General features: G+C 39.3%; 19 protein-coding genes and 1 tRNA gene. 9 read left to right on the top strand and 11 right to left on the bottom strand.

What is annotated here, in order from left to right:
• Nucleotides 1–138: 138 nt before the first annotated feature.
• The gene (locus VXM68_RS12675; RefSeq protein WP_293955469.1) at nucleotides 139–1,659 is read left to right on the top strand and encodes an acyl-CoA dehydrogenase family protein; all 1,521 of its coding nucleotides are present in this window, start codon (nucleotides 139–141) and stop codon (nucleotides 1,657–1,659) included.
• Between the two features lie 86 nt (nucleotides 1,660–1,745).
• Here VXM68_RS12675 and VXM68_RS12670 read toward each other — a convergent pair whose 3' ends face one another.
• Entirely contained in the window at nucleotides 1,746–3,659 is a 1,914-nt protein-coding gene (locus VXM68_RS12670; RefSeq protein WP_367208912.1) for an AAA domain-containing protein, read from the bottom strand.
• 193 nt (nucleotides 3,660–3,852) lie between these two features.
• Between VXM68_RS12670 and VXM68_RS12665 the strand changes: the two genes are divergently transcribed.
• The 3 genes from VXM68_RS12665 (at nucleotide 3,853) to VXM68_RS12655 (ending at nucleotide 5,364) form a co-directional block, all read left to right on the top strand.
• Complete coding sequence (locus tag VXM68_RS12665) at nucleotides 3,853–4,191, top strand: cupin domain-containing protein (RefSeq protein ID WP_293955471.1); 339 nt, start codon at nucleotides 3,853–3,855, stop codon at nucleotides 4,189–4,191.
• Nucleotides 4,192–4,262: 71 nt separating this feature from the next.
• A complete protein-coding gene (gene bla / locus VXM68_RS12660) occupies nucleotides 4,263–5,024 on the top strand; it encodes a BlaB/IND/MUS family subclass B1 metallo-beta-lactamase (RefSeq protein WP_294184684.1) in 762 nt (253 codons plus the stop codon).
• A gap of 266 nt (nucleotides 5,025–5,290) precedes the next feature.
• Nucleotides 5,291–5,364, top strand: a tRNA-Ala gene (locus tag VXM68_RS12655).
• Between the two features lie 65 nt (nucleotides 5,365–5,429).
• Here VXM68_RS12655 and VXM68_RS12650 read toward each other — a convergent pair.
• Nucleotides 5,430–5,858: a nuclear transport factor 2 family protein gene (locus tag VXM68_RS12650; protein ID WP_367208911.1), complete on the bottom strand. Its 429-nt coding sequence runs from the start codon at nucleotides 5,856–5,858 to the stop codon at nucleotides 5,430–5,432.
• Nucleotides 5,859–6,152: 294 nt separating this feature from the next.
• Here VXM68_RS12650 and VXM68_RS12645 point away from each other — a divergent pair, with 294 nt between their 5' ends.
• Nucleotides 6,153–7,409, top strand: a complete 1,257-nt coding sequence (locus tag VXM68_RS12645) for a hypothetical protein (RefSeq protein ID WP_293955474.1) — start codon at nucleotides 6,153–6,155, stop codon at nucleotides 7,407–7,409.
• 3 nt (nucleotides 7,410–7,412) lie between these two features.
• Here the strand turns inward: VXM68_RS12645 and VXM68_RS12640 are convergent, their stop codons facing one another.
• Nucleotides 7,413–8,537, bottom strand: a complete 1,125-nt coding sequence (locus VXM68_RS12640) for a lipid II:glycine glycyltransferase FemX (RefSeq protein WP_367208910.1) — start codon at nucleotides 8,535–8,537, stop codon at nucleotides 7,413–7,415.
• Between the two features lie 259 nt (nucleotides 8,538–8,796).
• On the opposite strand from VXM68_RS12640, the gene VXM68_RS12635 reads away from it, so the two are divergent.
• Together VXM68_RS12635 and ybaK are read left to right on the top strand one after the other, a co-directional pair.
• Nucleotides 8,797–10,458: a DNA polymerase/3'-5' exonuclease PolX gene (locus VXM68_RS12635; protein WP_294349028.1), complete on the top strand. Its 1,662-nt coding sequence runs from the start codon at nucleotides 8,797–8,799 to the stop codon at nucleotides 10,456–10,458.
• Nucleotides 10,459–10,461: 3 nt separating this feature from the next.
• The gene (gene ybaK / locus VXM68_RS12630) at nucleotides 10,462–10,938 is read left to right on the top strand and encodes a Cys-tRNA(Pro) deacylase (RefSeq protein WP_367208909.1); all 477 of its coding nucleotides are present in this window, start codon (nucleotides 10,462–10,464) and stop codon (nucleotides 10,936–10,938) included.
• A 5-nt stretch (nucleotides 10,939–10,943) separates the two neighbouring features.
• Here the strand turns inward: ybaK and VXM68_RS12625 are convergent, their stop codons facing one another.
• The 8 genes from VXM68_RS12625 to VXM68_RS12590 form a co-directional block, all read right to left on the bottom strand.
• On the bottom strand, nucleotides 10,944–11,711 hold the full coding sequence (locus tag VXM68_RS12625; protein WP_367208908.1) for a methyltransferase domain-containing protein: 768 nt from the start codon (nucleotides 11,709–11,711) through the stop codon (nucleotides 10,944–10,946).
• 40 nt (nucleotides 11,712–11,751) lie between these two features.
• Nucleotides 11,752–12,735 (bottom strand): lipoate--protein ligase, encoded by a 984-nt coding sequence (locus VXM68_RS12620; RefSeq protein WP_367208907.1) that lies wholly within the window; start codon nucleotides 12,733–12,735, stop codon nucleotides 11,752–11,754.
• 111 nt (nucleotides 12,736–12,846) lie between these two features.
• Entirely contained in the window at nucleotides 12,847–13,860 is a 1,014-nt protein-coding gene (locus VXM68_RS12615; protein ID WP_294349019.1) for a glutathione synthase, read from the bottom strand.
• Between the two features lie 13 nt (nucleotides 13,861–13,873).
• Nucleotides 13,874–15,706, bottom strand: coding sequence for a flavohemoglobin expression-modulating QEGLA motif protein (locus VXM68_RS12610; RefSeq protein WP_367208906.1), 1,833 nt, complete (start codon nucleotides 15,704–15,706; stop codon nucleotides 13,874–13,876).
• Nucleotides 15,696–16,475, bottom strand: coding sequence for an N-formylglutamate amidohydrolase (locus tag VXM68_RS12605; RefSeq protein WP_367208905.1), 780 nt, complete (start codon nucleotides 16,473–16,475; stop codon nucleotides 15,696–15,698). Before VXM68_RS12605 ends, VXM68_RS12610 begins: the two co-directional genes overlap by 11 nt.
• Before the next feature lie 747 nt (nucleotides 16,476–17,222).
• The gene (locus VXM68_RS12600; RefSeq protein WP_367208904.1) at nucleotides 17,223–18,461 is read right to left on the bottom strand and encodes a Glu/Leu/Phe/Val dehydrogenase dimerization domain-containing protein; all 1,239 of its coding nucleotides are present in this window, start codon (nucleotides 18,459–18,461) and stop codon (nucleotides 17,223–17,225) included.
• A gap of 13 nt (nucleotides 18,462–18,474) precedes the next feature.
• Complete coding sequence (gene hppD / locus VXM68_RS12595; protein WP_367208903.1) at nucleotides 18,475–19,602, bottom strand: 4-hydroxyphenylpyruvate dioxygenase; 1,128 nt, start codon at nucleotides 19,600–19,602, stop codon at nucleotides 18,475–18,477.
• 34 nt (nucleotides 19,603–19,636) lie between these two features.
• A complete protein-coding gene (locus VXM68_RS12590; protein ID WP_367208902.1) occupies nucleotides 19,637–20,794 on the bottom strand; it encodes a homogentisate 1,2-dioxygenase in 1,158 nt (385 codons plus the stop codon).
• A gap of 314 nt (nucleotides 20,795–21,108) precedes the next feature.
• Between VXM68_RS12590 and VXM68_RS12585 the strand changes: the two genes are divergently transcribed.
• Both VXM68_RS12585 and VXM68_RS12580 read left to right on the top strand, forming a co-directional pair.
• Nucleotides 21,109–22,083 (top strand): fumarylacetoacetate hydrolase family protein, encoded by a 975-nt coding sequence (locus VXM68_RS12585; protein ID WP_367208901.1) that lies wholly within the window; start codon nucleotides 21,109–21,111, stop codon nucleotides 22,081–22,083.
• A gap of 11 nt (nucleotides 22,084–22,094) precedes the next feature.
• Nucleotides 22,095–22,994 (top strand): flavin reductase family protein, encoded by a 900-nt coding sequence (locus tag VXM68_RS12580; RefSeq protein ID WP_294184706.1) that lies wholly within the window; start codon nucleotides 22,095–22,097, stop codon nucleotides 22,992–22,994.
• Nucleotides 22,995–23,018: the final 24 nt, after the last annotated feature.

The raw sequence follows: 23,018 nt of genomic DNA, 5'->3' as shown, positions 1-23,018 counted from the left end.
GTACACAAGCGAATCAAATTGATTGCAGTTAATTTTGTGTAAGTGATTGAAACAAAAGAGAAGTTTAGTTCAACAGACACTCTTTATTCTTTCTGTTTCGATCTGCATTGTTCCATCATTTAATTATATATTTTAAAGATGCTTAAGGTTCCAGCACACAACAATATAACCCAAGATTTCGATTTATTTATTGCGGATTTTAAAACTAGGCTATCAAGCTTATTCCATAAAGAATATGATTACAACTCGCTCAGTCTAACACGCGGGCTACCGCCTGATTTTTTAGCTGAGATCATGAAAATGCAACCCTTATCGGTTGCTATCCCCGAAAACCACGGTGGCCGAGGCCTTCATGTCAAAGAATGCTTGGGGGTACTTGCAGCCGCTTCTTATGAGTCACTATCTCTCTCCCTGATCTTCGGAATTAATATTGCTTTATTTTTGGAGCCTTTTGCTAAATATGGCAATACATTACTTCAGGAGAAGGTATTCCAGCAATTTCTGGAAAATCAAGCCATGGGAGGACTGATGATTACCGAACAAGCTTACGGCAGTGATGCACTCAATATGCGAACATCTTACGAACAAAAGGATGATAAGTATTTTATAAAGGGGGAAAAACATTGGCAGGGTCTTACTGGCGCGGCAGATTTTTGGCTCGTAACAGCACGTAAGAAAAATGAAAATGGAGAATTGGTGCGGGATATAGACTTTTTTGTAACGGAGAATGCTTCCGAAGAGCAAAAGATAGTAGTCACAAAAAAATACAATAGTCTTGGCCTATATGCAATCCCTTATGGGGTTAATAATATTGATATCAATGTTCCTACCGATCACAAACTAAACCCAGAGAGCACAGGTATTAAATTGATGCTGGATACCCTGCACCGCAGCAGACTTCAATTCCCTGGCATGGGCATGGGTTTTATCAAACGCATGTTGGACGAAGCGATGAGACATTGTTCAGAACGCCGTGTAGCAGGTATTAGTTTAAATGAATTAGACTCCGTTAAGTTTCAGTTGTCTCGCATACAGGCTGCATTTACATTGTGTTCCGCAATGTGTTCGTACAGCGTCTCCATTAGTTCCATCAATAATGATCTTTCCGCTCATGGTATAGATGCCAATAGTGTGAAAGCGTTTGTGACAGACTTAATGCACGAAGCCGCGCAAATATGTGTGCAATTATCAGGTGCAAATGGCTACAGATTGGATCATGTAGCAGGCCGAGGCCTCATTGACAGTAGACCTTTCCAAATCTTTGAAGGATCAAATGAGATGCTTTATTCGCAAGTGGCTGAAGCGATTGGCAAACTTATGCGTAAAACCAAAGAAAGCAACTTATTGTCTTTCTTAAAAAAATATAGCGGAACCGAGTTCGCTGCGCCATTTTTCTCATCAATCTTAAATTTTGATTTTCCGCTGCAGCCTAAGCAGCGTGAACTGGTTACCCTTGGAAAGATAATCGCCCGCGTCATTTGTTTTCAATATGTTCTACAAATTAACAATGCAGGTTTTAATGATAAGATGACAGAAATAACACGTCAGCATGTTAGCATGGACATTTATATGTTGGTAGGTCAATTATCAAATAATAATAATGCCGAACCATTGATGAACTATGACGAGAACACAGACTGGATGAAGTTCAATTCTTAATCAAGCGTTGTGTTAACAAAGTCAAACGTTTTTAGCATCGTGAAATATAATGCATAAAGCCATTTCCTAGGAAATGGCTTTATGCATTATATCGCTGAAATATCCCATTCCCATACGCTATGGTAATGCCCGATTGCTTCCGTATAGGCGATAAATTCACGATAAAAAGAATGTGAACCGATTGTGGCACTATCACCTATTACAATTAGTTTTTTCTTAGCTCTAGTCATCGCCACATTCATCCGGCGGACATCAGACAAAAAACCAATCTGCTGTTCGGCATTGCTTCGTGTCAAACTGATATAGATTATATCTTTCTCCTGGCCTTGAAAACTATCGATGGTCTGTATTTTAATCAAATCAGTAAAAGATTTCAGGCTATCCCTCCCCTCAAATATTTCCTGTAATAGCGAGACCTGTCTCCGATAAGGTGCGATCACGCCAATGCTCAAGCTCCCATCAATGCTTAACGAAGCTGTCCAAGCCCCAATATGTTCGTTCAGATGAGATGTCAGAAAATGGACTTCCCCGGAATTGAGGATTGCTCCATCGATCTCCGTTTCTTCAAATCCCGCTCCCGCTGTATCAATAAATAACACGGGCTCAGAATCTCCTGGTATGTTCCAATGTGAGACTGCACTATCCGCCCTCAATAAACCATCATACAACGCTACGGAAGGATATTGCATAATTTGTTCGTTCATTCGATACTGTATATCCAACAAAGAAACTAATTGCGGATTATGGTCTACCAATTTTTCGAACAATGTATGGCTCAGGCCATGACCAGCTATTTTACTTGATTTTACTGTGGGCGACAATTGATTGTGATCGCCAGCTAAAACAAGTCGATGTGCTTTTAATATCGGGATCCAGCAAGCAGGTTCCAGTGCTTGTGCAGCCTCATCTATAATGACTGTTTCATAGCTACGATTTCGAATAACCTCATGGTTTGATCCAACCAAAGTTGCAGTGATTACCTGCGATTTATCTAAAACATCAGCGCTGATAAAATCTTGAATCTGATCGACCTCCTTCCGGATTCGGTGAGCTTCATCAAACAATGCCTTTCTCTGCTCCCGCTCCGCCTTTCCAAAACTACGTTTATATTTTTGAGCCATCTCGGTATAGGCACGCACTTGCTTTTGAAGTATTTTAATATCCTTATTTGCAGGATGTCGATCAATTTTTGCATCGAGTGTCAGTTCCTGCAGATGCTCGGAAACTTTTACAGGGTTACCTATTCTTGTTACCGCGACTCCAACCGCATCTAATCGTTCGGTCAACAGATCAACTGCCGTGTTGCTCGGTGCAACAACCAACAGCTGCTTGCTGTCCTGTTTTAACAACGCCTTCACGGCCTGTATCAATGTTGTTGTCTTTCCAGTTCCCGGAGGGCCATGCAAAAGTGCCACTGTATTGGCTTTCAAGATTTGCTGAACAGCATTATTCTGACTGACATTCAAGTTGGGGTGGACAAAGAACTCTTCGTTGGATTCCATTGGAATTGATTCTTCTCCGATTAGCTTCCTCACGAAACCACCCTGCTTTGTATCTTTACTCAATTCCTTGCCTTTTTCAAGCGCATTGAACATCTCCCGATAAGAATACTCATCAAATAATAAATCAATACCAAGCTTCCCTCTCCTGCTCCATTCAGGCAGTTCATCCACACGGAATGAGATTCGCATCCCGTCCCTACTTACGGAGGATATCATCCCATCTATTCGGTCCCTTTCGGGATCGTGATTCGAGAATAGGGAAACTGGCATACCGAAGCGGAACTTGTGATCGACATCATAATGATTGGTTCTGTTTAAACTAACAGACAAGTAATCCCCTCTTCCCAGCTCAGTATCTATTAGCTGAATCGGAAACCAAGTAACCCCTTGCATCCGTCGTTCATTCAAGCCACTTTTCAATAACAAATTCTCATGCTGTAATCTATCAAATTGTTGTTCTTCACGTAATAAAGTGATAAGTTTGTCGAAATAATTCATACTTGGATATCCATATTGCCCCAGCGCAAAATAACTGTTTTTTCCGTTATTTGAATCATTTGTGTTTAATTCTCTGCGTCTTTGACCAAATTCTACAAAGCATATTTATATGCTCACCACAAATTCATATTTATTTGCTATAATTGAAAAACAAAGAATTTACGATCGAAACATTCACAAAAATAGCAATCAGATGAGCGCAATATTTCTACACGACAGCGAACAGCAATGGACAGACTTGGGCGAAGGCGTCATGCGCAAGATACTCGTTTTTAATGAGGAGCTCATGCTCATGAAAGTTCGATTTGAAAAAGGGGCCATCGGGGCACTTCATCAACATCCACATACGCAAATTTCTTATGTCAGTGCTGGAAAATTCAGCTATCATATTGATGGTGTTGATAGCATCTTGACGGCAGGAGATTCGTGTATCATTTATTCAAATCTGATTCATGGATGTGAATGTCTGGAGGAAGGAGAACTGATCGATTCGTTCAGTCCCTATCGTGAAGATTTTGTGCAATCGACATAACATATTCTAATCAAACGTTGAAGAAGCAATATTCATTTCGTTTCAACGTTAATGCAATAACATTAAAAAATATGATTTCACTTCTTTCAGCTAGTATCCGTGGTCTCCTTGTTAGTTTTTGCTTGGGCACTGGTTTTCTATGTCTTTCTCCAGCATTACAGGCGCAGGAGAAACCTCTTTTAATAGAGAAAATTAATCCGAAACTATATCTTTACACGACCTTTAATACCTTCGACGGCACCAAATATGCAGCTAATGCCGTGTACTTAATCACGAAAAAAGGTGTTATCCTTTTTGACACCCCATGGGATTCAACCCAATATCAGCCTTTATTGGATAGTATCAAACAGAAACATAATTTACCCGTCATTGCTGTTTATGCAACACATTGGCACGAAGACCGTGCAGGTGGTTTTGCCTATTACAATCACATTGGGATTCCCACCTACGCTACAAAAATGACGAATGATCTACTAAAGGCAAATCACAAAGCACAAGCCGCCCATCTTGTTGACCTCAATAAAACCTATAAAATCGGTGGTCAATCTTTTGTTCTGAACTTTTTCGGCCCCGGACACTCCATGGACAACGTTGTTGTCTGGTTTCCCCAATATAAGATCCTGGACGGTGGCTGTTTTATAAAAAGCGCTGAGGCTCGAGATCTAGGTTTTACGGCTGATGGAGACGTAAAATCCTGGAAACCGTCATTGGCGAGGTTGCTGACAAAATATCCCCAAATTAACATGGTGATTCCCGGACACGATGCCTGGAAAGATGAAGGTCAGATAAAACGAACAGAAGCGCTTCTAACAGCAAAAATAATATGTCTATAGGAGGAGCTTTACAAAAAGTTTTTCGCCGGGGCTAATTGGAACAGTTGATTGATAAGAAAGACCCCTTATTGGTAAAACTCACTTATTTTCAATAAGATAAAAATACGTAAAGTATTTTGTTGGACAGATTAAAATTGCTCATTAGCCTGCATTTAAGTAATCAAAAAAACGAAAGTGGATAACAGCGTAGAAAAAACAGCATAAAAGTAAAAAAAGGACTACGTTTATCTAAAAAAGTGCTATATTAGCGACACGAAATAAAAGCAGGGGCATTAGCTCATTTGGCTAGAGCGCTTCGCTGGCAGTGAAGAGGTGATCAGTTCGATCCTGATATGCTCCACAGAAAAGGGTACTTAATACAAGTACCCTTTTTTTATTCTTTATGCCACGTTTTAAGATACAGTCCTATTTGTATGAATTTACAGATTTTGAAATTTTCCAGGTTCCGTTTTCTTTAACAAGCGTAATCAGATCCGTTTTAGCGAAATCGTCGAATTGCATAGTAACTTTCGCGATTGCATAATCGGGTAATTCTTCCACGATCTGGGTTGTTGTTCTGCAGTTCAATTTGATCCCTTTTTGTTTTTTCAAAAACTCAATTATCTCAAGACGACTATGTTGCAAATCTTGTTTGCCACAAATTCTTTGGTTAAAATCAGCAGTAAAAAGATTATCCAAATTAGCTACCTGACCTTCGGTCATCGCACCAACATACTCGTCGATGGCCAAATCAGCAGTAATTAAATTGCGTTCTTCTGGTTTAACAGAAGCCATTGAGCAAGTAGAGATTGCCACCATTGCTGCTGCTACAAATGTTTTTACTAGAGTTTTCATATTTCTTTTTTAAATTTTATAATGTATTGGTATATTTTTTCCTATCGTATTGTCGCTTCCTATATAAATTTGTTGCGCACTTTTAAGTTATTTTCTGTTTCAAAGTTAAGACAACTCATCTATTGATATCATTACATTTAGATTAACCTTGTATTAAAGTGGGTGAATGATCTAATTTTCTAGGCGAGTGAAATTTTCAATCGGTTCTTTATATATCCAAAACGTGACAGAATGAATAAATTATTGGTTTGAATATTGTTATTCTGTCTTTTTCCTATTAGATTGCACGCTTTCATGACACATACTAATACACAATATCTTTTTGACTTTAGACTACCCCTGCTCTTGATTTTATTGCTGTGCAGCGAGAAATTTATATATGCTCAACGCCCTGCAAATGAAATAGAAGCCACCAAACATCTGGCTGATACAAGCAAACAACGTGACCTAATTGATATTGGCAAAGAAATATTAAATATCAGGCCGCCGCAAACGGTAAAAAGTACAGGAAAGAAAGTCTATTTTTCATTTTTGCCGTTTTCGACAAATGTTCCTGGCGGAGGGCATGCTTTAATTACAAGTACGACAGCAGGATTTTATCTGGGTGATCGTTCTAATACCTATATGTCTAAAATGACATTTACTCCATATACAAATTTTGGCAAAAGATTTGGCCTTCCAATCCGATCCTATGTTTGGTTAAAGGAGAATTCCTGGGTAATTGACGGAGATATACGTCTTTTAAAATACCCACACGAAACTTGGGGCATAGGTAAAGAGCACCAAGGTGACCAACAGATTAATTTAGATTACACCTATTTTCGCCTATACCAACACGCATTAAAAAGAATTCATGGAGGTCTTTTTATGGGAATTGGTTATGATCTGGATTATCGAATGAATATTAAGTCGACAAGCGATATCAAGCTTGAGGACTACACCTCCTACCCTTATGGAACAGATTTAAAAGATAATACCATGTCTTCAGGAGTGAGTTTCAATTTAATTTATGATACACGTGCCAATTCGATCAATACCTGGTCGGGGAACTATGCCAATTTACAGTTTCGAGTAAATCCAACATTTTTAGGTAGTGATCAAAATTGGAAATCACTATTTTTTGAAGTCAGAAGATACCATAGGCTTACCCAAAACCGAAATCGACAGAATATGATCGCGGTAAGGAGCTTTTTCTGGACTGTATTTAACAGCAAAGCTCCATATCTCGATCTTCCTAATTTAGGTTGGGATCCCTATAATAGTTCTGGAAGGGGGTTTCCTGTAAGTCGCTTTCGGGGTAAATCGCTTTACTATTTAGAGACGGAATATCGGCGTGATATTACGAGAGATGGCTTATTTGGATTTGTAGCATTTATGAATTTTACCACTTTAAACGGGCCAAAAAATACCATGTTTGAAGATTGGAATGTCGGTACCGGGGCTGGTGCGCGAATTAAGTTTAACAAAAATTCAGGCACCAACATCGGCATCGATTATGGAATTAGTAAGAACCACCGCAGCGTGAGACTTACCTTAGGAGAAGTATTCTAACCCCTAACTCAAGTGATAACTTTGGTTTTTGAACTCCATTGAAGTATAGTACTGGTATTTTTTATTGTTAAGCGGATAATCCCAACAACCCATGCGGTGATAGATTTCACCACCAAAGCCTGTTTTGAACCGATAAAGCCCATAAAGAGGATGTGAAGAATCTGCTTGTGGAGCGACGCCAAAGAAGTCATATTCTGTACACCCTTTTTCTTTCGCAAGCTGCATTGCACGCCATTGCAGAGCATATGTTGCCATATAATTACGATTCTCGGAAGCAGAGGCTCCATAAAGGTAAGTGCCACGATTTGCTGCAATCACCAAAAACATAGCTGCCAAGGACTGATTATCCACTTCTGCCACTAGAAGATACACATCAGCAGGCGATGATGTATCATTTGCCCTTGCAGAGAGAACAATCTTAAAATAATTGATATCATGTAAAAAAAAGTTATTTCGAAGTGCCGTTTGTCTATAAAGTTCATACCAAGTTTCTAGACTTTCCATTCCCAATGAACGCACGCGCACCCCTTTCCGTTCTGCTAAATTAATATTATATCTCGTCTTGGATTTCATATTTCCAAGTAGCATATCCTCTTCCTTTTTAAGATCCATAAAAATAGTATTGGAAGGAAGTATATCCGTATTTGCTTTATGAAAATTCCAGTTTTCTGTATTAAAGTTAAAACGCATCTCCTGAATACGTTTTTCGGGGACACCCAACCAGTTTCCATGAAGGTCATAACAATCATCCTCTTTAGCCCAATGAGACTCCCAAGATAGATCGTAGCGTATCATAATGCAATTTGGCGGCAGATGGGAACGCAAGCTCTCCGATAACTGTTCCAAAAAATAACCTTGATTTTCGTCCGATGGTTCAACCTCAGGCCCATAGGGTACATAGGCGATGCTATGCTCTTGATCTATGGCCTGTATAATAATCAATAAATCGCCGATAAAATACGTATCGTCGTCGACCCCAATATAGAGATCAGATTGTTTCGACTTAAAGTTAAACGCCTTCGAATGTATTCCCTGCATTTTTTTTACTGCAGACCAATAAGCAGTTTGTTGAATAATACCTGTTTTATAAAGCCCACTGATTTCTTTGTCATTAATGTCTGCTATCATGATATTTCTCCAATTTTAATAGGTGTTTTTTCAGATTCTTAAAAAAACCATCGATTTTTAAGCCCAAAAACGGCAAACATAACCAAAATTTTCGCCCAAATACTTACTCATTTGTCACTTTGTTGTTAATTTTGGGGAATACAAAGAAATAGCTATCTAAGATGGCTATTTCAAATATTTTACCGCTAGAATATCCTCATCTGAATTGTTATTTTGATCTAAAATTTAAGATATTTGTAGCTTAACAATTCAGCACACGATGGACAATAAAGCGATTTCCAAAATTTTCAAATTATGCAGCCAATTGATGGAATTGCACAATGAAAATCCTTTTCGAACAAAATCCATGGCGAGTGCATCTTTTAAGTTGGACAAGCTACCTTTCCGTATTGCTGAGGCCAATATCCAAGAATTGAGTGCGCAGCCCGGCATAGGAAAAAGCATCGCTGAAAAAGCAAAGGAAGTAGCTGCTACCGGAACATTTAAAGAGCTTCAAACCCTTATGGAAAATACGCCGTCCGGTATTGTTGACATGTTAAATATTAAAGGATTGGGTCCTAAGAAGATTCAAATAATCTGGAAGGAGCTAAAGATCGAAAGTATCGGAGAGCTACTTTATGCCTGTAACGAAAACCGTCTTGTTGAAGCGAAAGGATTTGGACTTAAAACCCAAGAAGACATCAAAAAATCCATAGAGTTTTCGATCTCCAACAAAGGATGGTTTCTATATGCAAAAGTGCTTCCGTGGGCAGAACGCTTTTTCACTGACCTTAAATCGCATTTTCCGGCTTCGCTATTGTCTTTTACGGGCGATTTCAGAAGAAAGTGCGAAATTTTAAGTACTGTAGATCTGTTGATTTCTGAGCATATCGATAGCGTAGAGAAATTTTTAGGAGCATATACCTTAATCGAAAAAACAGAAAACTCCATAGAATTAACCGACGATCTAGGATTTACTTTCAAAGTCTTCAGCAGTAATATCAATGATTTTTATCGTGATCTGATTCTTAGCACCGGATCTACCGCACACCTGGATCTCCTATATAATATACTTCCAGACCTCCCTTTACTTTCCAGTGAAGAAGCAATTTACCGCAACTTGGGTTTGGATTATATCGAGCCCCAACTACGTGAAGGATTGAATGAAATAGATCAGGCCCAAAATCACAGCCTACCAAAACTAATCGAATACAGAGACCTTAGAGGCACACTTCATAATCACTCTACGTATAGCGATGGTGTACATAGTCTCGAGCAGATGGCCCTGCATTGTAAAGGTGTGTTAGGACTCGAATATTTGGGAATCTGTGATCACTCGAAAACGGCAGTTTACGCTAACGGATTAACTATCGAAAGATTAGAAGAACAATGGAAGGAGATTGCTGCATTAAATGAAAAATTGGCACCATTCAAGATCTTCCGCGGGATTGAATCCGATATTCTAGGTGATGGTTCATTGGACTACCCTGATGAGATACTGGCAAAATTCGATTTTGTGGTTGCTTCCGTTCACTCCAATCTAAAAATGGATGAAGAAAAAGCAACCGCCAGGCTAATTAAAGCGATCGAAAATCCATACACAACAATATTAGGACATCCTACCGGAAGGCTATTGTTAAGTAGAGCGGGCTATCCATTAGATTTTAAAAAAATCATTGATGCCTGTGCTGCAAATGGAGTTGTGATTGAGATAAATGCCAATCCTTTACGCTTGGATCTTGACTGGAGATGGCACCGTTATGCCGTAGAAAAAGGAGTACTGCTATCTGTGAATCCGGATGCCCATCGTACAGAGGGGCTACAAGACATGCAGTATGGTGTTTTAGTCGCTCAAAAAGGCGGTCTTCAAGCAAACAACTGCCTGAATACGTACTCTTTAGACGACATTACAGCATATTTCTACAAGAAAAAACAGCACTAGTCTATGTCCAGTAAAACAAATGCCGTTCGCCTGCTGGACACCGCTGGAATACCTTATGAACTACGAGAATACGAAGTTGATGAGCAGGACGTCAGTGCCGAGCATGTTGCCAAAACCTTAGGTTTATCACTTGAAACATTATACAAGACTTTGGTTCTAAAAGGAAACAAAGACCCTTACATTGTGGCAGTCATCCCTGGCAATGCGCATCTTGATTTAAAAAAAATAGCAAAAGCTTCAGGCAATAAAAATTGTGAGATGCTTCTTATGAAAGATCTCTTATCGGTCACGGGCTATATTCGCGGAGGCTGCTCTCCCATTGGAATGAAAAAGCAATTTCCAACATTCATTGAAGAAGCCGCTCAACTAGAAAATCATATTTCAGTAAGCGCAGGAAAAAGAGGTCTTCAGATGGTATTAAATCCGCTGGATCTCGCTCGCATTGTTCATGCCCACTGGGCGGATCTGATTAGTTTATAATAGGCTTACTTTTTACGCCCGTATAATAGTATGCGTTTGAAAGAGTAAATAGCCGGAAATTTTGAAAAATGTTTATTGATTCGAGTTTTGAACTCATCAATAAACAGTACCTTCTTATCTTCTGCTAATCTTTCAAGATAGGGAATCAAAGCTGAGCCTGCAATGAAGCTGTAAAGCGTATCAGCGTCAGTAGCAATTAAAGGATACACACGGAGCGAAAGATCTAATTGATCCACGCCATTTTCAAACAGCAGCTTTGCGTAGGCATCAATATCCAATACTGACGATGACCTATTCCAATCATTTAGATACGTACAAAAAGGCTCCTCGTTCCCTAGTTCAAATAACATCTTATTTAAGATATTTTCTGGCTGATAAGGCATCTGCACTGCTAATTGTCCGCCAGCATTTAATTTGGAAATCAGTTGAGGGAAAAGATCCCGATGGTTTTCCAGCCATTGTAAGGCAGCATTGCTAAAAATAAGATCCCAGGTCCTTGGCTCATTAAGGAATTTTTCGACTGAACTTTGTCTAAATTTTAAACGTTCAGTTTCAAGTTGATGGCTTCCAGAAAGCATTTCTGCTGAAGAATCTATCCCAAGAAAATCTGCTTCAGCTAATTTTTCACTTAGAATAGCTGTTTGTTCGCCGGTACCGCAACCCAAATCTACGGCATGCAGTATGGTATCTCCAACGATAAGCTCGGCCAAATCATAAAATGGTTTAAAGCGAATTTCTTTAAATTGATTATAGTTGTCCGGATTCCAAGGCATATTGTTTTTTTATTATATTTATAGGGCAATACGATATTTTCTATTTAAACAAAGCGAGAATTTCAGCAACATCGACCTGACCAAAATAAGCCGTCAGATCGACGGATTGTAACAAAAGATCAATATCCTCCAATTCATGCTTTCTTCCAACCAATAAACTTTCAATTTCATGGATCGATTTCGATGCAAAAAAATCTCCAAAAATTTTAGCGCGTTCAATATATCCTTTATGTACATCCAGGTGTAATTCGATAAATCCCGCGGGAATCTTAATTGCTTTTTTAAAATTGTAATTTGGAGAAAAACCAAAATTCCAGTCCCATGTTTCGTATTTTTCTTTGATCAGCTTTTCAATATTTTCAATATCCAGAGGAGAAAACGTGCTAATTTTAGCTTGTGGGTTCTCCATTTTCATTTCCTCAATAAGCAATTCTTTAAAATGAGCAGTTGTAAAACCAGTAGGCAAATATCCAATTAAATTCGTTACGCGTGCGCGATTAGATTTTACAGCTTTATCGATAAATTTCAATGGATTGACTTTCAAAGCATCACTTAGCACCTGCATCTGTGAATCGATCAATATGGTGCCATGTTGAATCATTTTGCCATTTTTGGCCAATTTAGCATTTCCGCTAAATTTTTTCCCGTCGACCAACAGGTCATTTCTTCCTTCCAATTTTGCAGGTATATGCAATTGATTCAGTAGCGAAATAATTGGCTGGGTAAAGGTTGAAAAGTCCATAAAATCATGATTCTCCAATAAGGTGTGAAACGAAAAATTAAGATTTCCAGCATCATGATAAACAGCACCTCCACCTGACATTCGTCTAACAACCTTAATATTATTGTCATTAACGTAATCAAGATTTATTTCTGCAAGCGTATTTTGGAACTTACCTACTATAATTGAGGGAGCATTTATATAGATTAGAAAGATATCTTCTTTAGGATATTTACCCAATAAATATTCTTCGGAAGCGATGTTAAAATAAGCATCGTCAGACGGAGATTCTATAATTAGCATATTTTTCTTTTTTCAAAAATAAAAATAAATTAACCAAGGTTCTTCATCTCAAATCCATAATTATCTCAAATCTATCTAACAATACTCCCTCACGTTGCTCATACAACCAATTTATTTAAGTGATACTTTTTTGCTGATTGCCACCTTTTCCTCCAGTTTATTAATAATAAAACCTGAGAAATCCTCCTTTAATATTTCTTCCGCCTGACATAACGCACCTGGACTAAATACATTAATTTCCATAATACGATTACCAACCACATCTAGACCAACAAAACACATCCCATCCCGGATCAATTTGTCTTTTATTTTTTCGACCATCCCCAATAGTTCTGCTGAAATAACGGCACCTTGCGTCGTTGCTCCTTGATGAACATTACTCCGTATCTCATCGCCCTGTTGTACCCGATGAACAGCAGCAAATTTACCATTGATCAAAATAGGCTCTCCATTTAGCAAAAAGAATCTTATGTCGCCATGCGCAGCTTCCGGCAGGTATTCTTGACCAATTACATAACCATCTCGCGCAATAGCCTCTACGGTTTGTTTTAGATTTTGCTGATTATCTTTATTGATCAAAAACACATTTTTGCCACCCGAACCTTTTAAAGGTTTTAAAATTATTAGCCTGTTCTGTTGTTCAAAAAATCGTACCACGTCCGCATAATTTCGTGTTACAATAGTTTTAGGACGAATAGATTCATCGAACTCTTCTAAATACAACTTATTACTGGCTCTACCAAGGCTATCTGGATCGTTGATGACCAATACTCCTTTCGCTTTTAGGAAAGACGCAAATTGCAGTGCGGAAGCTGCCGCCCAAGGTCTGCTTACCATATCCAATACTGGATCAAATCTTAGCCAAACTACGTCCATCTCCTCCAACGACATTTTAGTTTTTTCCGTTTCTCGCAATACCTCCATGAAACGGTCAGCAGATGTCAGCATCTGATTAGGCATTACTTTTCGCACATGGGCAGCAATATATGCCGACTCGTAGTAGAAATCGGCCAGGCCAATATAATAAACTTCATGTCCCATTTGATGGGCCTTCAATGCCAAAAGAGTAGTCGTAAAACGCGCAGTTTCTTTGTGGGTTTGGTTGATCACGAATGCTATCTTCATATACAAAATTCGATTATTGAATCATTTGGAATATTCCGTTATTCTTTTTGAGATTTAACAAGGCATCCCTATAGGGAGCCATTAAGTATCTCGGGGTTAAGATTGGAGACTTCAAGACCCCTTTTAAAGTGAGCTCCTCGACAATTGGTATATAATCTTCACGGATTTTGCCCATAGTTAAAAGTGCAACTTCCCTTCCGCTTTTGATATAATTGGTCAATTCTATTAATCCACTCAAGTACAATGCATCTTTTGTAAGCCCACCACTTCTATAGACTCGCATTGTCATTTGGAAAGCAGTTTCGTGCAAAAATTGGTACTTGTCTACTAGAAGTGAGAACGTATCAATAAATGAATTGCCTTGCTGCATATGATGCACAGCAATAACTCTTCCAGCTAGGATACGCAATCTATTATTGGTCAGCCCTCCGACTAAATATTCGGCGAGCACAGCGAGACCTTCCTGAAGTTTTTCATAACCAGGAACTCCAAGTCTAAAAAGGCTGAAAGGTTGCTGTTTCCCATTATAGTAGGTGACAATGTGTGTTCCAACTTCATGCTGTATGAGTGCCTTTACCCTATTACGTGGTAAACTGTACTGCTTGCTTATGTTGAGCACACCTTGGTTGACCATCACACCGTAGATGTCATCGCGAAGTCTTACTGTCGTTCCAAAGTTTGGATCTTGGCTTTTCAAATAATCCAATTCCTCCTGAGCCAGCTTGGCGAATTCCTCAGCGTAAACAATGTCTTCGTCTTTTGTCCTCACTTCTCGATCAGTTGTGGTAATCGTTAGGATTGCTTGTGCTTTTTCCAATAATTTCTCATTAACTGTACCAAAAACTTGCATACTTCCGAGCAAGAACCCCTCTTTTCCACGCTCACTCAGCATTGTCATCATCTGGTCGAGCTCTTTTCGTTTATCACGAAATAAATAGGCCATGGAGGGATCAAATAAATCTTCTATATGCAAATTATAAAGATTCCTTTTAATAATATCTGGATCGATAGGCATGGGCCTATAGCGGAATACAGGTATTTTTCGATAATTCCCTTTCTTAAATTGTTGCCAAGCATCGTAAGAATTTGTCGGAGTAATCAACAGCAAAAAATCAAATCTTTGGCTCTCTCGAGCCAATTTCTGATCAATTTCCCATGCTAAAGGAAGCATCTTTTTTGGCTGGCTGATTTTAAATGCAGTAGGTTTCGATAATGTATGTATACGAATGAACTCAAAGAATGTTTTAGACAAGCTTCTAGATATGGCTTCACGGAAATGGCGCAGATCGATCGGTAAAATCTGCTGATCTACTCCTAATAGATACTTAGGTTTTACCTCAAGCCCCATGTAAAATATATTTGTGTTTAGATTATCCAATTGAATACTTGACGGTGACAGACTCTGCGTTGCATTCGTTTTTGATTCCGTCAGTATTTCTACTTTGGAAATCGACTCTTCAGTAGTCAGTTGCTTTACTAAATATTGAGCAATCGACTGCACGTTTTTACGGGCAATGTGGATTAAAATATCCTCTTCCTGCCCAGGATCTGATGCCCAGACTTCAATGATTAGACAAGCACCAAACTCCTCTACGAGTTTGTTTAGTATAGGTGCTATCCATTCAGAAACATTCATCCGCTCATCTCTTACTTTAAAATAAGCTGGTTCTGACTTGACCAACTCTGCAAGCATGGGATCTGGACTCAAAAACTGTCGGTATAAAAATAGATAAGGAACGATTTGATTGAATACCAATTTATTCTTAGACGGAATTTGTGCGTGAAAAACTTCCTTGTTTTTGATCATTTTTAAAATGCCAGCAAGTTGTTTCGCATTATCTTTCATAGGCAAAATAATTTTCCAGTGTTTCTATACTTTGCAAAAGAAGTTGCTTATATTCCTGTAGTTTTTGTGGAAAAACTTCCCCCGTCCACTCATCCATAAAATCTTTCCTAAATTCTATCGAAAAAATACAGCCTTTATCGCCAAACTTACTATTCAAGTACGCAGAAAGAAAACCACCTTTAAATTTCACATTCTCACGCACGTCGTAAACTTGCCCATCTTTTCCAGTTTGTAATACTTTTAATAACTGATCAGTCAATTCTCTCCATTTTTGGTGATTATGTTGCGTACCTAAATTGATTTGTGGATCGGTAGCAGTGTTCAAGATTGCTTCAGGTCCCTCGCGTCGCATGTTGTAGCTATGAATATCATAGATGACAAAATAACCATAACGATCAATAGTATGTTGAATATGCTGACATACATCTGCATACACACGGTCATAAATCGCATATAACTCATTTATCTGCCCCTGTGGCAATGCTGCTCGCCAAACACGCAAGCCCCAAGATTGCTCAGGTTTAACATAAATAGCATCTTCTCGCTTTCGGTTCAAGTCTAATTGAAACCTAGACGTTCCAGACACGAACCTATTGAAAGGTAACTCCGCCAAAATAGCCGTGTAAGGATCCTCCTCCCGTAATCGCTCCTCTTCAGAAATATTAAAATTGAGTAGTATATTATCGTCGACGTGATGACCATCATGTATTGCAAAAGCCCAAAATGGACTTTCGTTATTTTCAAATTGATAACGGTATGTTAGTGACATAGACTTTTTTTTGTAGTTTATGAAAACAAGGCCATATTGATTGATAGCCCCCTGTGTTAAATTAACAGCTATGGCCAAAAAAAAGTTTGAAAATAAAACGGATTACCGCTATAATCAGAAACCTTTCTCATTACTCAAGTAAGTGCATGTTAAAAATCGTTAAACGGCGGGTTCTATACAAAGTGTTGGCATCTTTCTTGAATAAAAAATAGTAGTTTCATAAAGTTAGGTTAATAATTTAGTTAGTTTATAAAAAACCTGTTAGTATCCCCACTAACAGGTTTTTTATTTCTAGAAGGAGATCTTATAGAAAATATGATTGCTTGTTGAATTCCGCTCTTAATTATTAAAAAATGTTAAAATTTGAAATAAAGGATATGAAATGGAAACATTTTTTGAAGATACTACGTTATATAAGTACTTTTCATAAATTTAGGTTAATAATTGGTTAGGAAAACTCCTGTTAGCTCCCAGCTTCAGGAGTTTCTATTTTATCCATTTATTGAAAATAATAAAAGACAGCACATATCACAGCGACCAGATTTATTAATTTACTTTCATTATGTCACATTTGAATGGCGAGTATCATCACATAAAGAAAACATTTTTTGGCACAGCCTTTGTACTGTTTTAAGCATTCATAAATTTAGGTTAATAATTGGTTAGTTAGAAACACTTGAAGTTCCCCGCTTCAAGTGTTTTTTTATAGTTGTACACTATATAATATAAAAAACCGTCGGCTTATATTCAGTTGGCCGTTTCCACCAATTGCTTCAGGGCAATTTCGTAGGCTCTTGACGAAACATGAGTCTTTTGCGGAGAAAATGCCTTGATTTTTTTGAGTGCTTCAAAAATCACTTTAGAAACATCCGAAAAAATTGCATCATCACTAATTTCGATATTGCGTTGCATTAAATAGGCAAATACTCTCGCCATGCCACAATTGGCAATAAAATCTGGTATAACTGCAACATGCTGGTCAGCAAACTCCATAACAGGTCCATAAAATATTTCCTGATCAGCAAATGGAACATTCGCACCGCAAGCAATTACCTCAAGTCCGTGATCAATCAGATGTTCAATCTGATCTTTCGAAACTAATCGCGAAGCGGCGGCGGGCACGAAAATATCTGTTTGTAAATTCCAAATCTGTTTTTGTATCTGATCAAAAGGGATCAAGTTTGCTGCATGAAGTTCATTACCTTTCCGTTCTAAAAACAAGCGAGTGATAGCTGCCTCATCAAAGCCTTCCGGATTGATCAATCCACCAGCACGATCGATTATTCCGACGACTTTAACCCCTAGTTTCGACAGATAAAATGCTGCTGCGGCAGCAACATTTCCCCAGCCCTGAATCACCGCACGTTTTCCAGCACAAAGCGATCCAAAAAGCTCGTAATAGTGGCGAATTGACTCTGACACGCCATAACCAGTGATCATATCTGCCACTTTGTACTTTCGTTTCAGATCTGGACTGTAGGAACTGTCCTCCAATACTTTGGAAACCCCATAGCGCAATTGTCCAATTTGGTGAATGCGATTGCTTTCATTCACCTTAAAGTGTCCATTCAAGATTCCTTCTTGTGGATGCCACAGTCCATATTCTTCCGTCAATGGAATGACATCATGAATTTCATCTATGTTCAGGTCCCCACCTGTCCCATAATAATTCTTCAATAGCGGTGTGACAACCTTAAACCAACGTTCTAATACTTCGTTTTTCCTTGGGTCGTGTGGGTCGAAATCAATGCCCGATTTTGCTCCACCAATTGCAGGGCCCGATACCGTAAACTTAACCTCCATTGTTTTGGCCAGAGATTCTACCTCATGCCTATCCAATCCAGCTCGCATCCTTGTTCCACCACCGGCAGCCCCCCCACGCAAAGAATTGATCACAATCCATCCTCTTGCATCCGTCTCGCTATCTTTCCATTCGAAAACAATTTCGGGGCTTTTATGCTCAAACGCCCGTAATAACTCTTTCATCTCTCCCATACTACTATAAATTTCCTCGACGTTCCTGTTCACGTTCTATCGCTTCAAAAAGGGCCTTGAAATTTCCTGCTCCAAAGCTTTGTGCCCCTTTTCGCTGGATGATCTCATAAAATAAAGTTGGCCTATCTTCTACAGGCTTCGTAAAAATCTGCAGCAAATACCCCTCTTCGTCACGATCGACCAGAATTCCAAGTTCTTGAATGATCCGTATTTCTTCATCAATTTTTCCAACTCGCTCGGGCAACATATCGTAATAGGCTTCGGGTGGGGCACCCAAAAACTCTACTCCTCTTGCTTTAAGTGCTTTCACCGTAGCAACGATATCTCTCGTTGCCAACGCAGCGTGCTGTACGCCTTCTCCCTCATAAAACTCAAGGTATTCTTCAATCTGCGACTTCTTTTTCCCTTCAGCAGGCTCGTTAATCGGGAACTTGACATAGCCATTTCCATTGCTCATCACTTTACTCATTAGCGCGGAATACTCGGTATTAATCTGCTTGTCATCGAAAGACAGGATGTTGACGAAACCCATGACATCCTGATACCATTTCACTGTTTGGTTCATCTTATTCCATCCGACATTACCAACACAATGGTCGACATAAAGCAGACCTGTCTCACTTGGATTGTAATCACTTTCCCATTTTTCATATCCCGGCATAAATGTACCGGAATAATTCCGCCGTTCGACAAATAGATGGACCGTTTCGCCATAGGTATAGATACCGGCAGTCCAAACTTCCCCATTTTCATCCTTCATAAGCTGTGGTTCCTGATATACCTTTGCTCCTCTTTTTGTTGTTTCTTCAAAAGATTTTCGGGCGTCATCTACCCAAAGCGCTAATATTTTAACGCCATCACCGTGTTTTTTAACATGCTCTGCGATGGGATGATCAGATTTCAGCGCAGTGGTGAGCACCAAACGTATTTTATTCTGTTTGAGCACATAGGATACCCGATCTCGAACTCCTGTTTCAGGTCCGGCATAAGCATCCGACTGGAAGCCAAAAGCGGTCTTGTAGTAATGCGCCGCTTGCTTCGCATTACCAACATAAAATTCAATATAATCGGTTCCATTGATAGGTAGAAAATCTTGCGCTTGGGCAATCTTTTCTGCAAATGTATTTGCCATAATTTATATAAAGGTTACTCTTCTTTTTATTAATCTAACTCATCCAAGACTTATAATAATCTGGATCTTCTATACTGAGCGCTTCTTCTGTCAGCATCAATGGTCGAAAAGGATCGATCATCACAGCCAGCTCTTCGGTTTTAACCTGTCCGATACTTTTTTCCACTGTCCCTGGATGAGGTCCATGCGGTATACCACCGGGATGCAGTGTAATCTGTCCTCTTTCAACCGACTTTCTGCTCATAAAATCACCATCGACGTAGTACAGCACTTCATCCGAATCTACATTGCTGTGATTATACGGTGCAGGAATCGAATTTGGATGATAATCATACAGCCGTGGACAAAAGCTACACAGTACAAAGTTGTCAGTCTCAAAGGTCTGGTGGACAGGTGGTGGCTGATGTAGTTTACCCGTTATCGGCATAAAATCATGGATCGAAAAGGCCCAGGGAAAATGATAGCCGTCCCAGCCAATAAAATCAAACGGATGACTTCCGTAGACATACGGATAAATCATCCCCTGTTTCTTGATTTTCACTTCGAAATCACCCAATTCATCAAAGGTTTCCAAATTTTGAGGTACCCGAATATCGCGTTCAAAAAAGGGAGCGTGCTCCATCAATTGACCAAATTCATTGCGATACCGTTTTGGTGTACGCACAGGAGAAAACGATTCAACGATAAACAACCGGTTATCTTTCTGCTCAAATTCCATTTGATAAATCGTTCCCCGGGGAATAACTAAATAATCACCATATTTAAATGGGATATTTCCATATCCAGTTTTTAATCTTCCGATCCCTTGATGAATAAAAACAATCTCATCTGCCTGACTATTTTTATAGAAGTAGTCATCCATGGACCGACGAGGAGCTGCCAAAGATATGTGCAGGTCCTGATTAACCAGCACGGGCGTTCGGCTTTCGAGATAATCATCTTTGGCCTGTACCTGAAATCCTTTTAAGCTGGTATGCTTAAGATGTTTATCCCGGGCGATCTTGGGTGATACATCGTAAGGCTCCCTGATTTGCTTGACCAATGTAGGCGGATGGCAATGATACACCAAAGAATAAAGACTGGAAAATCCATGGGTGGATACGACTTCCTCAGCATAAAGCGTATTATCGGGCTTTCTAAAAACAGTATGTCGCTGTATTGGAATTTGCCCTTGTTTTACATAAAATGGCATAATACTACGATTTAAACGGTTATAAAATTAATTGAATATCTAGGCACCAATAGAACTATTGGCAAGTGCATGAGAGAAGGTTAGTATTGTGCAAAAACGATATCAGCTATAATTGCTCTATTAAAAGCAATATAGGGCATGGAGAACGAAAAGCGATGTACGCCACGATTGATCATTTTTTTAGTTTATAATTCTTTAATAAAGTTAAGCATATTTTTCTATTTATAAGAGAAGAAATATTTTTTTCAAATCTTATACGATATATTTGTGTCAAATGCTCACAACATTAAATAACCAAATAGAACACACAATATATGAGAATTGTCACCTGCATTTGGGAAGGTAAGGAGGAATTGGGGATTGTCATAAACGACCGATGTTATCGTTGCTCAGCAATCGATCAAACCCTTCCAAAAAATATGTCTGATTTCCTAAAAGGTGAACAAAAAGCCATGGGTAAGCTACAGGAATTCGAGCGTGCTTTGGCCCGGGGAACGATCAAAAGATCTTATCATCCCTTACAGGACACACAGCTTATCGCTCCAGTACCTCATCCAGCCTCTTTTAGAGATGCCTACGCATTTCGTCAGCATGTGGAAACATCAAGAAGAAACCGCCGACTCGAAATGATCCCCGAATTTGATAAATTTCCTGTTTTCTATTTTTCGAATCATCAGGCAATCCAAGGTCCTGGGCCTATTCACTGCATGCCCTTACATTTATATCAACTTGATTTCGAACTTGAGATCGCTATCGTCATCAATAAAACAGGAATCAACATTCCTGCGGCCAAGGCAGATGAGTATATCGCCGGATTCATGATCATGAATGATTTTAGTGCAAGAAAACTACAGATGGAAGAGATGAAATTGAGTTTAGGACCAGCCAAAGGCAAAGATTTTGCGACAGCAATTGGACCTTGGTTAGTTACCAAAGATGAATTGGAGCCTTATAAAATTCAACCAGCCAAGGGGCATATTGGCAACTGTTATGATCTCGATATGACTTGTAAAGTAAACGGCCGACAGGTTTCAGCTGGTAATTTTGCGAGCATGCACTGGACTTTTGCAGAAATTATTGAGCGGGTTTCTTATGGTGTACAGATCTTCCCCGGTGATGTGATCGGTTCAGGTACTGTTGGGACAGGTTGCTTTCTCGAACTCAATGGCACTGCACGCATAGCGAATCCTAACCACGAAGATCAATGGCTTAACCTTGGCGATGAGATTGAATTGGAGATCACCGCACTCGGAAAACTTTCCAATTCTATTGCTTTACACCATTCATAAATCTAGCGAATATGAAGCCATCTTTCGAAACCATAACCTTTGAGTCTGTAGCGGACAAAGCCATCATCGATAATTTAATCAAATATGCTATTGCACCGCGTCCAATTTGTTTTGCGAGCACGATAGATCGCAATGGACAAGTCAACTTAAGTCCTTTTAGTTATTTCAACCTGATGTCGCATCAGCCGCCTATCTGCGTTTTTTCGCCACTGCGGCGGATGCGCGATGGCAGTACGAAGCATACATTGGATAATATACAGCAAGTTAAGGAAGTCGTCATCAATATTGTCAACTACGATATGGTGCAGCAGCAATCTCTTGCCAGCACCGAATATGGGAAGGAAATAAATGAATTCGATAAGTCGGGTTTTACTGCTGTCCCTTCTATGCAGGTTGCGCCACCACGGGTAGCCGAATCTCCAGTTCAGCTGGAATGTCGGGTTAGAGAAATTGTCGCTTTAAGCGATGAACCGGGGGCTGGTAATCTTGTTATTGCCGAGATCCTCTATATGCATATCCACAAACACTTATTGGGCAAAGACAATACCATTCAACAAAAAGATTTGGACCTTGTGGCAAGACTGGGTGGTGACTGGTACTGCCGCGTCACTGATGAAAATCTATTTATTGTACCAAAACCCCTCCGTAGTTTGGGAATTGGCATAGATCAACTTCCAGAAAAAATTAGATTTTCCACCGTATTGACCGGAAATCACCTGGGATTGTTGGCCAATGTTGAAACACTACCCACATTAAAAGATATACAGCCAGCAGATAAGTATTTAAACTACCTGAAGCTAAACTTTGAAGACAGCCCATCGAAATTTAGCCAGAAAGTTCATGAATATGCTGCACAGCTATTGGATGCAGGCCAGCTCGATAAAGCCTGGCAAATTTTATTAATGGGATAATTTAAGTAAGCGCAAAAAAATAGG

It is taken from the genome of Sphingobacterium sp. R2, assembly GCF_040760075.1.
Taxonomy (GTDB): domain Bacteria; phylum Bacteroidota; class Bacteroidia; order Sphingobacteriales; family Sphingobacteriaceae; genus Sphingobacterium.
The sequence above is the reverse complement of the archived record's forward strand: the minus strand, read 5'-3'. Positions and strand labels throughout refer to the sequence as shown.

Excerpts from the sequence above, each read along its gene's own strand:
- VXM68_RS12675 (WP_293955469.1), top strand. The coding sequence starts at position 139 with ATGCTTAAGGTTCCAGCACACAACAATATAACCCAAGATTTCGATTTA.
- VXM68_RS12670 (WP_367208912.1), bottom strand. The coding sequence starts at position 3,659 with ATGAATTATTTCGACAAACTTATCACTTTATTACGTGAAGAACAACAA.
- VXM68_RS12665 (WP_293955471.1), top strand. The coding sequence starts at position 3,853 with ATGAGCGCAATATTTCTACACGACAGCGAACAGCAATGGACAGACTTG.
- bla (WP_294184684.1), top strand. The coding sequence starts at position 4,263 with ATGATTTCACTTCTTTCAGCTAGTATCCGTGGTCTCCTTGTTAGTTTT.
- VXM68_RS12650 (WP_367208911.1), bottom strand. The coding sequence starts at position 5,858 with ATGAAAACTCTAGTAAAAACATTTGTAGCAGCAGCAATGGTGGCAATC.
- VXM68_RS12645 (WP_293955474.1), top strand. The coding sequence starts at position 6,153 with ATGACACATACTAATACACAATATCTTTTTGACTTTAGACTACCCCTG.
- VXM68_RS12640 (WP_367208910.1), bottom strand. The coding sequence starts at position 8,537 with ATGATAGCAGACATTAATGACAAAGAAATCAGTGGGCTTTATAAAACA.
- VXM68_RS12635 (WP_294349028.1), top strand. The coding sequence starts at position 8,797 with ATGGACAATAAAGCGATTTCCAAAATTTTCAAATTATGCAGCCAATTG.
- ybaK (WP_367208909.1), top strand. The coding sequence starts at position 10,462 with ATGTCCAGTAAAACAAATGCCGTTCGCCTGCTGGACACCGCTGGAATA.
- VXM68_RS12625 (WP_367208908.1), bottom strand. The coding sequence starts at position 11,711 with ATGCCTTGGAATCCGGACAACTATAATCAATTTAAAGAAATTCGCTTT.
- VXM68_RS12620 (WP_367208907.1), bottom strand. The coding sequence starts at position 12,735 with ATGCTAATTATAGAATCTCCGTCTGACGATGCTTATTTTAACATCGCT.
- VXM68_RS12615 (WP_294349019.1), bottom strand. The coding sequence starts at position 13,860 with ATGAAGATAGCATTCGTGATCAACCAAACCCACAAAGAAACTGCGCGT.
- VXM68_RS12610 (WP_367208906.1), bottom strand. The coding sequence starts at position 15,706 with ATGAAAGATAATGCGAAACAACTTGCTGGCATTTTAAAAATGATCAAA.
- VXM68_RS12605 (WP_367208905.1), bottom strand. The coding sequence starts at position 16,475 with ATGTCACTAACATACCGTTATCAATTTGAAAATAACGAAAGTCCATTT.
- VXM68_RS12600 (WP_367208904.1), bottom strand. The coding sequence starts at position 18,461 with ATGAAAGAGTTATTACGGGCGTTTGAGCATAAAAGCCCCGAAATTGTT.
- hppD (WP_367208903.1), bottom strand. The coding sequence starts at position 19,602 with ATGGCAAATACATTTGCAGAAAAGATTGCCCAAGCGCAAGATTTTCTA.
- VXM68_RS12590 (WP_367208902.1), bottom strand. The coding sequence starts at position 20,794 with ATGCCATTTTATGTAAAACAAGGGCAAATTCCAATACAGCGACATACT.
- VXM68_RS12585 (WP_367208901.1), top strand. The coding sequence starts at position 21,109 with ATGAGAATTGTCACCTGCATTTGGGAAGGTAAGGAGGAATTGGGGATT.
- VXM68_RS12580 (WP_294184706.1), top strand. The coding sequence starts at position 22,095 with ATGAAGCCATCTTTCGAAACCATAACCTTTGAGTCTGTAGCGGACAAA.